The organism is Promicromonospora iranensis (assembly GCF_028994775.1).
In the GTDB taxonomy this organism is placed as follows: Bacteria; Actinomycetota; Actinomycetes; order Actinomycetales; family Cellulomonadaceae; genus Promicromonospora; species Promicromonospora iranensis_A.
Window position 1 is genome coordinate 201,000 of record NZ_JAJQMN010000002.1, and the last position, 16,710, is coordinate 217,709.

13 protein-coding genes and 1 tRNA gene are annotated in these 16,710 nt (G+C 70.5%); 1 reads left to right on the plus strand and 13 read right to left on the minus strand.

The genetic code is table 11. From position 1 onward, the window contains the following. Positions 1-26: 26 nt before the first annotated feature. The 10 genes from LUU90_RS03770 to topA all read right to left on the minus strand — a co-directional run bounded on the left by LUU90_RS03770 (position 27) and on the right by topA (position 11,351). Positions 27-887, minus strand: a complete 861-nt coding sequence (locus LUU90_RS03770) for a nucleotidyl transferase AbiEii/AbiGii toxin family protein (protein ID WP_275001948.1) — start codon at positions 885-887, stop codon at positions 27-29. Next, complete coding sequence (locus tag LUU90_RS03775) at positions 884-1,459, minus strand: type IV toxin-antitoxin system AbiEi family antitoxin domain-containing protein (RefSeq protein WP_275001949.1); 576 nt, start codon at positions 1,457-1,459, stop codon at positions 884-886. The genes LUU90_RS03770 and LUU90_RS03775 overlap by 4 nt, the downstream gene beginning before the upstream one ends. Before the next feature lie 139 nt (positions 1,460-1,598). Then, a tRNA-Thr gene (locus LUU90_RS03780) sits at positions 1,599-1,671 on the minus strand. 124 nt (positions 1,672-1,795) lie between these two features. Beyond that, positions 1,796-3,337 carry an alpha/beta hydrolase gene (locus tag LUU90_RS03785; RefSeq protein ID WP_275001950.1) on the minus strand — a complete coding sequence of 514 codons (1,542 nt, stop codon included), beginning with the start codon at positions 3,335-3,337 and terminating at the stop codon, positions 1,796-1,798. A 63-nt stretch (positions 3,338-3,400) separates the two neighbouring features. Further along, the gene (locus tag LUU90_RS03790; RefSeq protein ID WP_275001951.1) at positions 3,401-4,075 is read right to left on the minus strand and encodes a hypothetical protein; all 675 of its coding nucleotides are present in this window, start codon (positions 4,073-4,075) and stop codon (positions 3,401-3,403) included. A 205-nt stretch (positions 4,076-4,280) separates the two neighbouring features. Beyond that, positions 4,281-5,951, minus strand: coding sequence for an enoyl-CoA hydratase-related protein (locus tag LUU90_RS03795; RefSeq protein ID WP_275001952.1), 1,671 nt, complete (start codon positions 5,949-5,951; stop codon positions 4,281-4,283). Between the two features lie 138 nt (positions 5,952-6,089). Further along, entirely contained in the window at positions 6,090-7,226 is a 1,137-nt protein-coding gene (locus tag LUU90_RS03800) for a DNA polymerase III subunit delta' (protein ID WP_275001953.1), read from the minus strand. Further along, a complete protein-coding gene (gene tmk, locus LUU90_RS03805; protein ID WP_275001954.1) occupies positions 7,223-7,969 on the minus strand; it encodes a dTMP kinase in 747 nt (248 codons plus the stop codon). Before tmk ends, LUU90_RS03800 begins: the two co-directional genes overlap by 4 nt. A gap of 70 nt (positions 7,970-8,039) precedes the next feature. Beyond that, positions 8,040-8,438 carry a pyridoxamine 5'-phosphate oxidase family protein gene (locus tag LUU90_RS03810; RefSeq protein WP_275001955.1) on the minus strand — a complete coding sequence of 133 codons (399 nt, stop codon included), beginning with the start codon at positions 8,436-8,438 and terminating at the stop codon, positions 8,040-8,042. A gap of 99 nt (positions 8,439-8,537) precedes the next feature. Beyond that, positions 8,538-11,351, minus strand: coding sequence for a type I DNA topoisomerase (gene topA / locus LUU90_RS03815; RefSeq protein ID WP_275001956.1), 2,814 nt, complete (start codon positions 11,349-11,351; stop codon positions 8,538-8,540). A 233-nt stretch (positions 11,352-11,584) separates the two neighbouring features. Here topA and LUU90_RS03820 point away from each other — a divergent pair, with 233 nt between their 5' ends. Next, the gene (locus LUU90_RS03820; protein WP_275001957.1) at positions 11,585-12,667 is read left to right on the plus strand and encodes a phosphatase PAP2 family protein; all 1,083 of its coding nucleotides are present in this window, start codon (positions 11,585-11,587) and stop codon (positions 12,665-12,667) included. 96 nt (positions 12,668-12,763) lie between these two features. Here the strand turns inward: LUU90_RS03820 and LUU90_RS03825 are convergent, their stop codons facing one another. From LUU90_RS03825 to LUU90_RS03835, 3 genes are all read right to left on the minus strand, one after another. Then, complete coding sequence (locus tag LUU90_RS03825) at positions 12,764-14,218, minus strand: S1 family peptidase (protein ID WP_275001958.1); 1,455 nt, start codon at positions 14,216-14,218, stop codon at positions 12,764-12,766. 187 nt (positions 14,219-14,405) lie between these two features. Then, positions 14,406-15,527, minus strand: coding sequence for a S1 family peptidase (locus LUU90_RS03830; protein ID WP_275001959.1), 1,122 nt, complete (start codon positions 15,525-15,527; stop codon positions 14,406-14,408). 183 nt (positions 15,528-15,710) lie between these two features. Then, positions 15,711-16,652 carry a LysR family transcriptional regulator gene (locus LUU90_RS03835; protein ID WP_275001960.1) on the minus strand — a complete coding sequence of 314 codons (942 nt, stop codon included), beginning with the start codon at positions 16,650-16,652 and terminating at the stop codon, positions 15,711-15,713. Between the last annotated feature and the right edge of the window lie 58 nt (positions 16,653-16,710).

Sequence of the window (16,710 nt, forward strand, 5' to 3'; positions counted from 1 at the left end):
AGGCTACTGAGCACCCGCGCCGTCGGTCACCGCGTCAGGACGGGATCGATGAACTTCCCGATCGCGGCGAGGAGGTCGGAGAATTGTTCAGGTGCAAGTTCAGAAAGCCCGTGCTTGCGTCTCCAAGCGATGTACCGAGCCTGTGCGGCCTCGGCAAACACCACCAGGTCGACCGTTTGGGCAAGAGAAGCCAGGACTACGCCTCGATGCTCGGCGACCGCGTGCAACGACGTCAGGAGTTCGTCCGCATCGACCGCAATGGTCCTACCTATGGTGTACAGGTCCACGAAGTCACGCCAGCGGGTATTCGTCTCGCCACGCGCCAATGCTGTGACGTATTTCTCGGCGACGATCATCGCGGGCACATAGCCGCGCACGACCACGTCCTGACCGAGCAGCCCCGGCAGCACGACGTCAACCGCCGGGGGCGCTACAGGGTCACCAGCCGAGAAGTCGAAGGCGATCTTCTGTCTGTCGGTGTGCAGATTGCAGGTCATAGCCGCGCGAAAGCCGGTGTAGTCCTCGTTCTCGCGAATCTCGGTAATCGTCAACGACTCGACGTCATACGTCAGGCCATCTGGCTCGTCCACTGCGATGACGGCACGGCAGACCTGACGAACGGTGGCCTCGTCCAGGTTGAGGTCACTCAGCATCGCATCGATGTCCTTGGTTGGCCGGCGCTCGACATACGCCGCCAGGAGGAAGCCCCCCTTGAGGACGAACTTGTCTCCGTAGACGGTGCGCGTAAGCCTGTGGAGCGTTCGCTCAAGCTTGTAGAGGACGAGCGCCTCGGCGAAGTTGACGCCCTCCTCCTTGGCCACCCTCCGCAGCGCGAGATAGGCCACCCTGGCCTGGCCGATGGTGGTTGCCGCCGCACTCTCGGTCACGTCAGGATCTCCAGAGCGGTACGAAGGGGCCCCTCGGCACGAGGCAGCAGATGCGCGATGCGCAGCAGCTCTGATGGGTGGTTTCCGCGTATGACGAGCCAACGGCGCAACGCGGAGGTCGCTGCCTCATAGCCCTCGTAGCCGCGCATCCGAAAGGCATCGACGATGCTTCGGGCAGGTGAGTAGATCGGAACAGCGACACCACCGATCTGTTCGTTGCCACGCTCGATGTAGAACGTCGCGGCGTCGAAGGATCGCCATGCAACGCGCGCCGCCAGCAGCGGTCGGTGTGCGCCGCGCGGGAGGGCCAGATCGTACGCCGCTGGAATGTCATCGACCAGGTCGTACTGGGCAAGGGCGGTCGTGAGGCAGATCGTGGCCCGCGGAGACCTGGTGACGATCTCAATCAAGTCAGGATCCCCCGCCTCGGCATCCGTCGGCTGATACAACCCTCGCGAGATCTGAGTAACGAGACCGCTGTCCACCCAGGCGCGAAGCGTCCGCGCGTTGATCCCTCGAGCACGCGCCTCAGCGGTGCGGAACGGACCAGGTCGAGCAAGGAGATCGTGCACCGGGGCCTTCCTTCAGCAGTCGGATCGAACTCTCTACAGATAACATTAGATGTAGAGAGTTTGATCCGCAGTTCGGGGGTTGGCGGCACGACACGCAGAAGGCCCGGAACCGTCGAGGTTCCGGGCCTTCTGCTGGCTGAGCCGCCTGTCAGAATCGAACTGACGACCTTCTCATTACGAGTGAGATGCTCTACCGACTGAGCTAAGGCGGCGTGCGCACCGCGAGCCGGTACGAACCGGATCGGTGAGCGGCCCTCACTGTACCCAATGGAGGGCCCAGGTTTCAAAGTGAAACCGTGTGACGTCCTCAACCCGCCGGGTCCAGGCTCCGGAGGGTCAGCAGGTGAGGCCGTCCTCCGGCACCTTGCCCTCCACCAGGTAGTCCTCGACTGCCGTGCTGATACAGGTGTTGGACCGGCCGTACGCCGTGTGCCCCTCACCCTCGTACGTCACCAGGGTGCCCGACGAGAGCGTCGTCGCGAGCGACTCGGCCCAGCGGTACGGGGTGGCGGGGTCGTTGGTGGTACCGACCACGACGATCGGCGGCGCCCCCTTGGCCGCAGGGTCGAACTTCTCCTTGGCGGGCGGGTACGGCCAGTCGGTGCACTCGATGCCGGAGTACCCGAACGACTCGCCGAGCGTGGGCGCCGCTGCCTCGATCTCGGCGGCGAGCTGCTGCATCGTGGCCATGTCCTCCTCGGCGCGGGAGTCGGCGCAGTTGATCGCGCGGAACGCCTCTTCGCTGTTGGACTTGAACGTGCCGTCCTCGTTGCGGTCGTTGTAGACGTCCGCCAGGTACAGCAGGTCGTCGCCGGTGCCCTCCCACAGGACCTCCTGGAGAGCCTGCGTGAGGAACGACCAGGATCCTTCGTCGTACATGGTCACGGCCACGCCGTAGAACGCGAGCTTCTTCGTCACGGAACGTCCGGACGACGTCGGGATCGGGTTGGGTTCCGCGTCCTCGACGATCGACTGGATCTGCTGGAGGCCACTGGTGACGTCGCCGGTGAGCGGGCAGTCGCTGCCCGCCTGGCAGTCGGTCACGTACGCGCGCAGAGCGCTCTCGAAACCCTCGGCCTGCTGCAGCGCCACCTCGTCCGAACCCAGCGTGGTGTCGAGCGCGCCGTCGAGCACCAGCCGTCCGGTCCGCTTCGGGAACAGCCCCGCGTAGGTGGCCCCGAGCTGGGTGCCGTAGGAGAAGCCGAGGAAGTTGAGCCTGTCGTCACCGAGCGCACCCCGGAGCATGTCCATGTCGCGCGCGGCGGACTGCGTGTCCACGTGCTCCAGGAGCGGGCCGGTGTTCTCGGCGCACGCCTGACCCCAGTCCCGGACCGCGTCCTGCCGGGCGGCCAGGCCCGCCTCCGTGTACGGGAAGTCGGTGCTGAGGAACTCGTCCTTGCCCGCGTCGTCATAGCACTTCACGGGAGTCGACTTCCCGACCCCACGGGGGTCGAAGCCCACGATGTCGAACGACGAGCGCAGCGACTGCCCGAACCGCGCCGGGTCGCTCACGAAGTCCACGCCCGAACCGCCCGGCCCACCCGGGTTGACCAGCAGCGATCCCACCTTCTGCCCCTCGGCGGGAATTCGCTTGAGCGATATCTCGATGCTGCCGGCCCCGGCATCCTGCCAGGAGAGCGGCGCGGAGGCCGTGGCGCACTGGAAGCCCTCGCCGCAGTCGGTCCACTCCAGCGACTGCCCGTAGTAGTCCTCGAAGCCTTTCGGCGCGCCCACCGTCGCCGAGCCGTCCGACTTGCCCACGTCCTCCAGCGCCGTCTGCACCTTGGGCGGTGCACCACAGGCGGCGAGCAGGAGAACGGTGGTGAGCAGCGTGGCGACGACGGCCGCGGGCTGACGACGGCGGGCGGGGCGAATCACCCGCACAACCTATCGGTTGTGCTGGGTAGATTTCTTACCCGTTGGCGAACCGACACGCGACCCTCACGAGTCGAGCCAGGCCACCGGTCCGGGCTCACCTTCCGCGGGACGGGGCTCGAGCTCGACCGTGCCCTTGTCACCCAGCACCACCGGTACGGCCTCTCCCGTGTCGGACTCCGCCGGTACCTCGACCACCGTGGTCGTGGGCACGAAGTCCATGGTGCAGATGCCGTCGCTCGGCGGCACGAGCTGCACGGTGAGCACGCCGTTCTCTGCGTCGACCCCGCCTGACTTGCCGCCCGAGCCGAGGGTCGCCTCCGGCTCAGCGAACGTGGGGCACGAGCTGGACCCGTTGGTCACGACGTACAGGAGGCCCTCCACGGGTGCCCAGGCCGCACCGATGGTCGAGCTGGTGTTGCCCTCCAGGCCGGGCGGAAGACCGCGCCCGGTGCTCCCGGCCGTGACCTCCATGTCGGCGGCCTGCGGCAGCTTGCCGTCCTCACCCGCTCCGCCGCTCTCTTCCGTGCCGTCGGTCGGGCTGGGGCTGACCATGTCGCTCTCCTCCGGTGCAGGGGACGTGGTGACGCTCGAGTCCGCCGCCTCGGATCCTCCGACGTCGGACTGTGCGCACCCCGACAGCGCGAGCGCCGCCGTCACGCCGAGGCCCAGGGCCGCCGCGCCGGCACGTCCCAGAGGTCGTGCCGTTGCACCGGATCGGTCCATCCGCCTGATCTTCATGCCCAGATCCTTCCACTCGCCTGACACCACCGGATGTGCGTCGCAGGATTGCGACACCTCCACCCTGGTCATGTGGCGGGCGACACGTGTCTTGCACCGCACCCCATGATCCGTGACATGCCAGGTGACCGGCAGCCCCGAGCCACCGGTCACCCGACCTGTCACCGATCATCCGCGTTCGCGCGGCATCACGCGCGCCGACGGCTCACACGCGGGCAGTGGAGAAGCGGAGCTTCTCGGGGGTGGAGTCGGCCGCCGCCTTGCGCAGGAAGGCGCGGCGGTGCACCGAGAACGCGTTGCGGTCGTCGAAGAAGTCGCGGGCCATCTCGGCCAGCTCGATCGTCTGGTAGTACGACAGCGGCCGGTCCGTGGCCCGACGCTCCGCGCGGGCGGCGAGCATCCAGCCGAGCGTGGCCGGCTCCTCGTACCCCTGGGCGGCCGAGGACAGCCAGGTGGTGAACTCGCCCCACTCCCGCGGCCCGACGGCGCTGATCAGCCCGATGCGTGCCGCCTCGGCCACCGAGATCGGCAGCTTACGGTTCAGGAGCAGCGACGCGCGGTGCTCTCCCACACGTGCCGGGACGCTCCAGGAGTGCAGCTCGGAGCCGTAGATCCCCATGTCGTAGTACGGGTTGAGGACGACGCCCTCGCGGGCGAGGGTCACGTCGGCGCAGAGCCCCGCCATGACGCCACCCGCGCCGGCGTTCGCGGTGAACGCGGCGACGGTGAGCTGCTCGGCGGTCGCGATGGTGAGGCACAGCTCGTCGATGGCGCAGATGTTGTCCCAGGCCTCGGCGGCCGGGTCCGGCGACGCGTCGATGGTGCCCAGGTGGATGCCGTTGGAGAACGCGTGCTCGGTGCCCTTGATGACGAGCACCCGCGTGTCCTCGGTGAGGGCCTTCTCGACGGCGCTGGTCAGGCGGCGGCACTGCTCCGTGTACATCGCGCCGCTGTACGAGCGGATCGTCAGGTAGCCGACCGCGCCGTCCCGCACGTACGTGGTCTCCGCCAGGGCGTCCGGGACACGGCGGAACGGTGCGCCGCTCGCGTCGATCACCTGGGCGGCCGGGAGCTTGGCGCCACGGCGGCCGCTGAGCTCGGCGGCGTAGCCGACCCAGAGCGTACCGACGCCGCAGGCGATCGCCACGGCGTCGAGGTTGCGGCCCACCACGGTGCCGGGCGCGGCACCGGTGTGCTCCGGCGACGCGACGGCGTCGAACACGCAGACCGACCGGCCGTTCACGCCGGCGGGGGCGCCGGGGGCGCCGTCGGCCGCCGCGACGAGCCGCTCCAGCTCGGTCGCGGGACGGCTCCAGTCGATGCGGAAGTCCTCCCGGCGCAGCAGCGGGAGCTCGCCGTCGACGGGCACGATCCGCAGGCAGGCCTCTGCCGGGATCGGCCGCTCGCCGTCAGCCACCTTGCGCACGACCTCGCCGATACAGGCCATCGCGGCGTCCGCGACGCGGCTGTTGTAGAGCGCGCTCTTGGCGATCGGCTGGTCGGGCATGTCGAACACCGCCGTCGCCCACACGGGGCCGGCGTCCAGCTCCTCGACCGCGGACAAGGCGGTGACGCCCCACCGGTCGCGGCCGTCGCGGATCGCGTGGTCCAGCGACGAGGGGCCACGGTCACCCACGGGTCCGGGGTGCACGATGACCGTCGGCCACCGGTCGTAGATCGTGTCCGGCACGCGGTGCTTCAGGAACGGGCACAGAATCAGGTCGGGGTCGGCACGCTCGACGGCCCGCGTCATGGCGGCACCCGACTCGAACGTCGGGGCCAGCTCGACGCCGACGTCGTGCCCCTGCTCCCTCAGGGAACACCAGACCCGCTGGGTGAGACCGTTGAAGGCTGATACCAGCAGGAGGATCCTCATCAGGCGGTGGACTCCTTGTCGCACGAAAAAGCTCTGGGGGCGTCCCGCAGCCTAACCACGGACGCCAACCGGGACAATCTGCCTTGGCCGTTCAACTTCACCCGTGCCAAATCTTCACAGGAGCCGATGAGCGCCGCGTCACCCTTGCGGGCGCAGCGCTATCGTCATCGCCTCGAGCGCGAGCAGCGGAGCGACGTTGCCGGCCAGACGGGTCCGCGCCACGCCTATCGAGTCCATCCGCCGCACCGTCTGCTCCGGGGTGGAGTCGGCGGCCAGCGAGCGCACGGTCTCGGCGAGCTCCGCGTTCACCAGGTCGACCTCCGCGCCGAGCTGCACCACGAGCACGTCCCGGTAGAGGGAGAGCAGGTCGACCATGGCGCGGTCGAGCACGTCGCGCTGGTGCCGGGTCGCGCGCCGCTTCTGGTCGTCCTCGAGCTGCTTGAGCTGGGAACGCAGGCGCGGCGGCAGCGTCTCGCCGTCGGCCACGCCCAGCCCGCGCATCAGCTCCGCCTTCTCTGCCGCGTCCCGCTCCTGGGTGGCCGACACGGCCTCCGCCTTGGCCACGTCCACGAGCTCGCCCGCCGCGAGCACCGCGTCGCCGACACCGCGGATGCGCCGCGCGATGCTCAGCACCGCGGTGCGCCGTTCGCGGGCGCCGGCATCACGGGCCAGCCGCTTCGCCAGGCCGACGTGGCTCTGCGCGGCGCGGGCGGCGCTCAGCGCGACCGCGGGATCGGCTCCGTCGCGCCGCACCAGCAGGTCGGCGACCGCCTGCGGCGGCGGCACACGCAGCACCACGGCGCGGCAGCGGGACCGGATGGTCGGCAGCACGTCCTGGACCGACGGCGCGCACAGCACCCAGACGGTGTGCGGCGGTGGCTCCTCGATGGTCTTGAGCAGCACGTTGGTGGTGCGCTCCGCCATGCGGTCGGCGTCCTCGATGATGATCACGCGCCACCGCCCGCCGGACGGTGACCGGGACGCGGTCATGATCAGGTCCCGCACCTCGTCGATGGCGATGACCACCTTCTCCGTGGCCAGCAGCGTCACGTCCGGATGGGTGCCCGCCATGGTGGTGGTGCACGCCTGGCACGTGCCGCAGCCGCCCTGGGGGCACTGCAGCGCCGCAGCGAAGGCACGCGCGGCGACCGAACGGCCGGACCCCGGCGGACCGGTCACCAGCCATGCGTGGGTCATCGCCACGGGGTTCGCCACAGCACCCTGGAGCGCGGCGACGGCATGCTCCTGCCCGACGACGTCGTCCCACACCGTCATGAACGGTCCTCGGCGACGGCCTCGGCGACACCAGCCGCCTCGGCCAGGCTCGCGGACTCGGCGTTACCGGCGGCCTCGGCCATGCTGCTGGCCTCCGTGACCACCGGGGTGAGGCCCAGCCGGGCCGAGACGTCCACCCGGATCTGCGCCTGGATGTCGTCGACGGGCGCCGTCGCGTCGATGATCACCCAGTGTTCGGGGTCGGCGGCGGCGCGCTGGAGAAACGTGTCCCGGACCCGGGTGTGGAACTCGAGGCCGGCTCGCTCCAGGCGGTCCAGCTCGCCCTTGCCCTCGGCCTTGGCGCGCCGGGCCGCCGCCGCGGCGGGCTCGAGGTCGAGCAGGACGGTGACGTCGGGCCGCAGGCCCTTCGTGGCCCACAGCGAGAGGTGCTCCACCTCGTGGCCGGGCAGGTCGCGGCCGCCCGACTGGTAGGCGACGGACGAGTCGAGATAGCGGTCCGTGACCACCACCGCACCGCGGTCCAGGGCGGGCCGTACGACCGTCTCGACGTGGTGGGCGCGGTCAGCCGCATAGATCAGCGCCTCGGCGCGCGGGCCCATGTCCTGGCCGTGCATGACCGCGGCCCGCAGCTCCTTGCCGAGCGCGGTGCCGCCGGGCTCGAAGGTGAGCACGACCTCGCGGCCGGTCAGGTCGGCCAGCCAGTCGCCGAGGAGGCGGGACTGCGTCGACTTGCCGACGCCCTCGCCGCCCTCGAAGGAGATGAAGTAGCCCGGTGCGTTCACGCCGCAACCCTAACCGCGCCCACCGACATCGACCGGCCGGCCCGGGCACCGGGCCGGCGCCCGTACCGGGTCAGCGCCGGAGCCTGCGGCCGGTCACCCGCGTGGGCGTGATGCGCACCCAGGTGTCCCGGGTGTCTTCCAGGTAGCTGACCAGGTTGGTCGCCTCGGCCGCCGCGATGTCGGCGTCATTCTCCAGGATCTCCGCGGTGCCCTTCACGACCACGCTGTACGCGATCTCGGGACCCCACTGGTCCACCTCGAAGGCCACCTTCTCGTTGATCGCGACCTCCGCGACCTTGGTGCCGGGGATCGTGTGGAAGTAGATGTTCCGGTCCGCCGTGGCGAAGTTCAGCGGGAAGATCTCGGGCTCCCCGGCGACGGCCGTACCGAGCCGCCCGATGGGCTGCATCGAGAGGAACTCCCAGCACTCGTCCTCGGTCATCGGCGTGATCTGCTCGTTGACGTCCATGCGTCCATCGTGCGCTCGGCGCGCACGGCTCGCTTGGCGAGAAGGCCTGGTCCGACGGCTCGGACGTGCAGGTCACCGGAGCGACCCGCACGTCCGACGCTACTTGGAGCTCGACGCCTTCTTGGCCGGGGCCTTCTTGGCCGGCGCCTTCTTCGCGGCGGGCTTCTTGGCCGCGGCGGTGCGCGTCGTGCGCTTCTTCGCCGGCCCCTGGGCGCGCTTCTCCGCGAGCAGCTCGATGGCCTGCTCCGCGGTGACGGACTCCGGCGTGACGTCTCGCGGCAACGTGCGGTTGGTCTCGCCGTCGGTCACGTACGGGCCGAAGCGGCCGTCCTTGACCTGGATCGGCTTGCCGCTGTTCGGGTCGTCCCCGAGCTCCCGCAGCGGCGGCGTCGCGGTCCGGCCGCGGCCCCGCTTGGGCTGCTTGTAGATCTCCAGCGCCTCGTCGAGGGTGACCGTGAACATGGCCTCCTCGGACGGCAGGGTGCGCGAGTCCGTGCCCTTCTTCAGGTACGGACCATAGCGCCCGTTCTGCGCGGTGATCTCGTCACCCGACTCAGGGTCCACGCCCACCACACGCGGCAGCGACATGAGCTGCAGGGCGTCCTCCAGCGTCACCGAGTCGAGGGCCTGCGACTTGAGCAGCGACGCGGTCTTGGGCTTGGGCAGGGCGGCCAGCGCCCGCTTCTTCGCCGCGGCCGACAGGTCGGGGTCAAGGTCCGGCTCCGGCAGCTGCTCCGTCACGTACGGCCCGTACCGGCCGTTCTTCGCCACGATCGGGTTGCCCGTCTCGGGGTGCGTGCCGAGCACACGGCCGTCGTCGGCGCCTGCCGCGAGCAGCTCACGCGCCTTCGCGACGGTCAGCTCGTCGGGCGCGACGTCGTCGGGCACCGAGGCGCGGGGCGGGGTCTTGCCCTCCTCGACCTCCGCCGCGAGGTCCTCGAGGTACGGACCGTACCGGCCGACCCGCACGCGGATACCCTCGCCGATATCGACGGAGTTGATCGCCGCGGCGTCGATCTCGCCGAGGTTCTCGACGAGAGCGCGGAGACCGCCGCCGTCGCTGTCCACGCCGAGCGCGTCGGACGTGCCCATGTTGCCCGGGGTCTCACCGAAGTAGAACTCCTTGAGCCACGCGACCCGCTCCCGCGACCCGGCGGCGATCTGGTCGAGGTCCGCCTCCATCGTGGCCGTGAAGTCGTAGTCGACCAGCCGGTCGAAGTGCTCCTCCAGCAGGCGGATCACCGCGAACGCGAGCCACGTCGGCACCAGCGCCTGGCCCCGCGTGATCACGTAGCCGCGGTCCTGGATGGTCGAGATCGTGGCGGCGTACGTGGACGGGCGGCCGATCCCGCGCTCCTCCAGCGCCTTGACCAGCGACGCCTCCGTGTAGCGCGCCGGCGGTGCCGTCGAGTGCCCGTCGGCGGCGAGGTCGGTCCCGACCAGCGCGTCACCCTCGGACATCGTCGGCAGACGCGTCTCCTTCGCCGCGGCGGCGCCCTCGGCCGCCTCGGCGTCGGCGTCGGCGCTCTCCTCGTAGGCCGCGAGGAACCCGCGGAACGAGATCACCGTGCCCGACGCCGAGAACACCGCCTCGTTGCCGTCCTGCTCGCCGCCGGTGATGACCGCGCCGAGCCGGACGGACGCCGTCGAGCCCTTCGCGTCAGCCATCTGCGACGCCACCGTGCGCTTCCAGATCAGCTCGTACAGGCGGAACTGGTCACCGCTCAGCTCACCGGCGACCTGCGCGGGCGTGCGGAACGAGTCACCCGCCGGGCGGATCGCCTCGTGCGCCTCCTGGGCGCCCTTCGACTTGGACTGGTAGAGCCGGGGAGCACCAGGCACGTACTCGGGACCGTACAGCTCCGCGGCCTGACGGCGGGCGGCGTCCGTCGCCTCCTTCGAGAGGGAAGGGCTGTCGGTACGCATATACGTGATGTAGCCGTTCTCGTACAGGCCCTGCGCGGTACGCATCGCCTGGCGCGACGACATCCGCAGCTTGCGGCCCGCCTCCTGCTGCATCGTGGAGGTGGTGAACGGCGCCGCGGGGCGGCGCGTGTACGGCTTGGTCTCCAGGCTGCGGACCGCGAAGTCGGCGGTCTCCAGCCCGGCGACGACGGCGTGCGCCGTCGCCTCGTTCAGCTGCACGACGCCGGTGCGGACCTTGAGCCGCCCGCGATCGTCGAAGTCGCGGCCGGAGGCGACCTTGTCGCCGGCGAGCTGGGTGAGCCGGGCCCGGAAGGACGGCTGGCCGGAGGCGGCGCCGTCGTCGTCCGAGACCGCGAAGGTGCCCGCCACGTCCCAGTAGTCCGCTGAGACGAACGCCATACGCTCACGCTCGCGCTCGACGACGAGACGGGTCGCCACGGACTGCACGCGGCCGGCGGACAGACCCTGTCGCACCTTGCGCCACAGCACCGGCGAGACCTCGTAGCCGTACAGGCGGTCGAGGATGCGCCGGGTCTCCTGGGCGTCCACGAGGTCCTGGTCCAGCTCGCGCGTGTTCTCGAGCGCCCGGAAGATCGCCTCGCGGGTGATCTCGTGGAACACCATGCGCTTGACCGGGACCTTGGGCTTGAGCTCCTGGATCAGGTGCCAGGCGATGGCCTCACCCTCGCGGTCCTCATCGGTCGCGAGGAAGAGCTCGTCGGCGTCCTTGAGCGCCTTCTTGAGCTCGCTGACCTTCTTCTTCTTGTCCGCGTGGACCACGTAGTACGGGTCGAACCCGTTGTCCACGTCGACGGAGAACTTGCCGTACGGGCCCTTCTTCATCTCCGCCGGCAGGTCCTTGGGCTGCGGGAGGTCGCGAATATGCCCGACGCTGGCTTCGACCTCGTAGTCGTCGCCGAGGTAGCTCTGGATCTTGCGAGCCTTCGTGGGCGACTCCACGATCACGAGCTTGCGTGCCTGGGACATCCGGTCCTGCCTGCTTCCTGCGGGGTCTGGGGGAGGGCGTCGAGCGCCGTTGGAGAGTTCACGGTACGCCAGACACGACGGCTCGCACCCTATCCGGGCCGACAGCCGGTTGCCCGGTGTCTCGCATGACCGTGGTGATTTTCACCCGTGGCGTGATGTGAACGACGCCGTGGACAACGGAGCCTCACACCGGGCACACGGTCTCTTCAGGCCGTTCCCCTACGGTTGAGCCTATGACGGACCACACCCTCCCGCTGCCTGACGTTCCGCAGCCCGCGCACGGCCGCGTCGTCGGCACGGCGAAGGGGTACACGCCGCCCGCCGAGCCGGCACCCAAGGTCCGCAGGCCCCGCCGCGCCCTCCGCCCGGCTCAGCTCCCGGAGAACCCGCCCGCGGGCCCGCGGCCGACGTCGGACGAGCCGGACCGGAGCAGCACCAACGAGGCCGGTCCACGAACGCCCGGGCACCAGCCCCGGCTGGCGCCGCGCATCATCGCCGGAGTCGTGGCGGTGCTCGCGCTGTGGGCCGTGTGGGCCACGTGGGACACGTTCGTGGTGTCGTCGGTCGGCCAGCGCGCGGACCAGCTCGCGCTCGACGGCGCCGCCCGCGGCCAGGGCGTGCTCTGGGAGCTGGCCGAGCCGGTGCTCGGAGTGGTGTCGAACACGTTCATCGGCCTGGGTCTCGCGGCCGCCGTGATCCTCGCGCTGGCTCGCGGGCGCTGGTGGCTCGCGGCGCAGGTGGCGATCCTGGTGGCCGGGTCCAACCTCACCACGCAGGTGCTCAAGCACGCGGTCCTCGACCGGCCCGCGCTGCTCGACGTCCCGCGGGCCGACATCAACACCCTGCCCAGCGGGCACACGACGGTCGCCGCGTCCATCGCGGCCGGTCTCCTCATCGCGGTTCCCCGGCGCTGGCGTCCCGTCGTGGCGGTGGCCGGAGCGGCCTATACGGGGGCCACCGGTGTGTCGACGCTGATCGGACAGTGGCACCGGCCCTCCGACGTCGTCGCCGCCATCCTCGTGGTGCTCGCCTGGGGTGCGGGCGTGTGCCTGCTGAGCACGTCCTCCTCGCTGGACGCGCCGCAGGACGGCCCGGACCGCGGGACGTCGGGTGCGGCCGGACTGCTCCTGCTCGGCGCGGTGGGCACCGGAGCTCTCGCGGTCGGGGCACTCGGCAGCGTCCGGGGTGACGGCTGGGGCCTCCCGCTGGGCGGTGACCTCACCGCGTACATGGGCGGGATGCTCGGCGTCGTCGCGGTGACCCTTGCCTCGTTCGCGCTGCTGCTCCTCGTGCGGCAGTCGACGGCGCGACCCTGAGCCGGCCCGCTCCGCGCATGCCGAACGCCCAGGTCACCGGGTGACCTGGGCGTCCGACGTCACGTGCTCATACGCCACGCGCTCGAGCGAGGGCCGTCACGGGGTGGTGTAGCCACCCGTGTAGGAACCCGAGCCCGAGTACGCCTGGATCACCCAGCGGTAGGTGCCGGACGTGCCCGTGTAGCGCACGTTCTCGTCGGGCGACGACGTGATGCCCTGGGCCACCGTGACCCAGGAGCCGCCGCTCGCCTTCTGCAGGTGGAGGTCGAAGTCGGTCCCGGTCGGCCCGTCGAGGCAGCCCGTGATGGTGCCCGACAGCGCGGAGAAGCCGGTGGCGCCCGGCTTCGCCGCCTGGCCACCGGAGCTGAGCGAGCCGCTGAACGGCGTCCGCTGGCTCGCGCAGCCCGGGGGCGGCGTCGTGCCACCGCCACCGGTGATCAGCGACACGCCGGCGGCGCTGAGGGCCTCGCCGACCGGCTGGAAGTACGTGGTGCCGCCGGAGGAGCAGTTGCCCGACCCGCCGGACGTCATGCCCTGGGCCTGGGTGCCCGCGAGCAGCGAGCCGCCCGAGTCACCCGGCTCGGCGCACACGTTGGTCCGGATCAGGCCGGACACGGTGCCCTGGGGGTACGTGACCGACGAGTTCAGGGCCTGGATGGTGCCGCAGTGCCAGCCGGTCGTGGAACCCGAGCGGCAGACGGTGGCGCCGACGGCGGCCGCGGACGAGCCCGCGACGTTCACGGTGCCGCCGTTGTAGTTGTTGACCGCGCCGATGAGGGTGTCGTCGGTGCCGGTGTTCACGTAGGCGTAGTCGTTGCCCGGGAACGAGGACACCTGGAAGGTGCCGCTCGGCTGGCTGGTGGTCGCACCCCGCGACCCGCAGTGACCGGCGGTGACGAAGCCACCGGTGGCCGAGAAACCGACCGAGCAACGCGACCCGCCGATGTAGTAGGCGTTGCCACCGACCACGTTGATGAGGGTGCGCGGCATCTCGGTCACCTCGACGACGGAGACAGAACCCGCCGAGACACCCGCCTGCCTGACGGCGGCGGTGACGGCGCCCTTCGCGCCCTTGGCCACCTCCATGACCACCGAGTTCGACTCGACGTCCACGTATGTGGCGGCGACCTTGGCGTCGGGGGCGGCGCGGTGGGCCTTGGCGGCCAGCCGGTCGAGCTGGCTCAGCGACTTGTCGACGGTGACCGCGGTGGCACCGGCGGCACGGACCTCGGCGGCTCCGGCCTTGTCGGTGACGGCGACGAACAGCTCGTCGCCGTCCACCCACGCCCCCGCGTAGCCCTTGTCGAGGGTCTTGATGATGGTGTGCTGCTTCTCGGACAGCGACTCGTCCGTCTTGAGGCGGTCCACCGCCTGTGCGGTGGTGAGACCGAGGTCGCGCTCCATCGCGGCGACCATGCCCGGGGCGTACCCGGCCACCTCGGGCCTGTCGGAACCGGCGGCAGTGCCTGCGGTAGCAGCCGTGATGCTGGCGGCGAGGAGCGTCGCCGCGGCTGTAGCCACGGTGAACGCTCTGAAGGATGTGCGTCTCATGTCCAGCGACTCCCTTGTCGTCGGGGCAATGAATTCACCCAGTGCGGCAAAGCGTAGAGTCGCTTCCAGGAAACTCCCAGATACCGATTTGGACATATCGACGCAATATGCGGGCATCCCGAGAGACGGGTAGGGAATGCCCCTACCCGCCTCTCGGGCGATGGACCATCGTGCTAGCTCGGTACGGTCACCTCGTCAGCAGGGACACGCCGGCGGCACTGAGGGCCTCGCCGACCGGCTGGAAGAACGTGGTGCCGCCGGAGGAGCAGTTGCCCGACCCGCCGGAGGTCATGCCCTGGGCCTGGGTGCCCGCGAGCAGCGAGCCGCCCGAGTCACCCGGCTCGGCGCACACGTTGGTCCGGATGAGGCCGGTGACGCTGCCCTCGGCGTAGTTCACCGTGGCGTTGAGCGCCTGGATGGTGCCGCAGTGCCAGCCGGTCGTGGAACCCGAGCGGCAGACGGTGGCGCCGACGGCGGCCGCGGACGACCCCGTGACGTTGACCGTGCCGCCGTTGTAGTTGTTGACCGCGCCGATGAGGGTGTCGTCGGTGCCGGTGTTCACGTAGGCGTAGTCGTTGCCGGGGAACGAGGACACCTGGAAGGTGCCGCTCGGCTGGCTGGTGGTCGCACCCCGCGACCCGCAGTGACCGGCGGTGACGAAGCCACCGGTGGCCGAGAAACCGACCGAGCAACGCGACCCGCCGATGTAGTAGGCGTTGCCACCGACCACGTTGATCAGCGTCGTGGGCCGCTCCGCGGCCGTCGACAGCGAGACCGCGTCAGCGGGCACACCGGCCTCGGCGATCGCCGCCTCGACGTCCGCCGTGGCTCCCTCGACCACGTCGATGACGATCTCGTTGGTCTCCACGTCGACGTGGTACGAGGTCACGTCGGACTCGGACAGCGCGTCGTCCAGGTCCGCCGTCCAGGCGTCGAGGGCCGCGAGCGAGTTGTCCACGGCCACAGGGGTGGCGCCGGCCGCACGGACCGCCGCGGCGTCCGCGGCGTCGGTCACCGCGACGTGCAGCTCGTCCGCGCCCTCGACCCAGGCGCCGGCGTACGAGGCACCCAGCGACTTCTCGAGGCTCCGCTGCGTTCCCGCCAGGACCTCCTGCGCCTTGATCTGCGCCACGGCCTCGGTGGTGCTCAGGCCGAGGTCGCGCTCCATGGCCGCGACCATGCCCGGCGCGTACTGGGAGGCAGCCGCCTCGGTGTCGGGCTGCGCAGCGGCGACGGCGTTGATGGTGCCGGCGAAGAGGCCCACGGTGGCGGTTGCCACGGCAAGACCCCGGAGGGAAGTACGACTCATCTCGGCGACTCCTTGTGTCGGAGAGGAGGTGAAAGTGCCACCTCCGGGCGACTATTCACCCGTGCGCTCAACCTAGGAGCAGCCAGACTTCACGTACAGATCACACTCAGGTCATACATATTTCCTATGGAGGGCAAAACGCGTAGGGGGGATCCCTGCCAGGACCCCCGCCAGCACCTGAGGTCAGCCGAGCATCCCGTACATCGCGAGCCACTGTTCGTACTGCGGGCTGCGTCGCACGGCGTCACGGTGCGCGCGGTGGGCGGCGCCCTCGACGGCCTCCAGGTCCACGCGCAGGTCGGCGTCGTGCCGCCAGCCCAGATAGTGGGTCCGCCGCAGGGGCGCCCCGGCGAGGGGGACGGTCACGACGCCCGGTGGGTCCAGCTGACCGGGCTCGACGAGCGCGACGGCACGCCCCGCTCGCACCTGGTCGACGGCGGTGGTCCACTCCGCCTCGCCCATGCCGCGCGGGGTGAACCCGGCGCGCACGCACGCCGACACGAAGCATTCCTCGAGGCAGCCGTGCGACGGCACGCAGAGCCACTGCTCCTCCGCGAGCTCGGCGAGGGAGACCTCCGGCTTGCCCGCGTAGGGGTGGTGCTCGTCGATGAGGACGAACATCGGGTCGGTGCAGACCCGGGTCCAGGCGACCTCCCCGGCGGCCGGAGGGGAGACGTCGGAGCACATCCCGACCAGCCCGACGTCGATCGTGCCCCTCGCGAGCCGGGACGCGACGTCGTCCGCGAGGTGGGGCATGGCGGTGGTGACCTGTGCGCCCGGTATCGCGATGTGCAGCTGGTTGACGAAAAGGCCGCCCAGCGCGGTACCCGCGATGCCTACCCGCACCGTCTCACCCCTGGCCACGTCGCCGTTGACCAGACGCTCGGCATCGTCAGCCAGGGCGGCCATGGCCGGCAGCAGCACACGGGCATGCCGCAGGATCAGCTCACCGAGCTCCGTCGGCCGCGCGCCGAAGCGGTCGCGGACGAACACGTTCCCACCCAGCGACCGATCGATCCGGTTGAGCTGCGCAGTCAACGCCGGCTGCGCGATGCCGAGAGCAGCGGCCGCCTTCGTGACGCTGCCCGACTCGGCAACAGCGACAACCATCCTCAAGTGCCGCATGTCGAGTTCCACACGGTGGAAAATATCTGTCATGGGCGCGTATGTCTCTGTTCTGAAC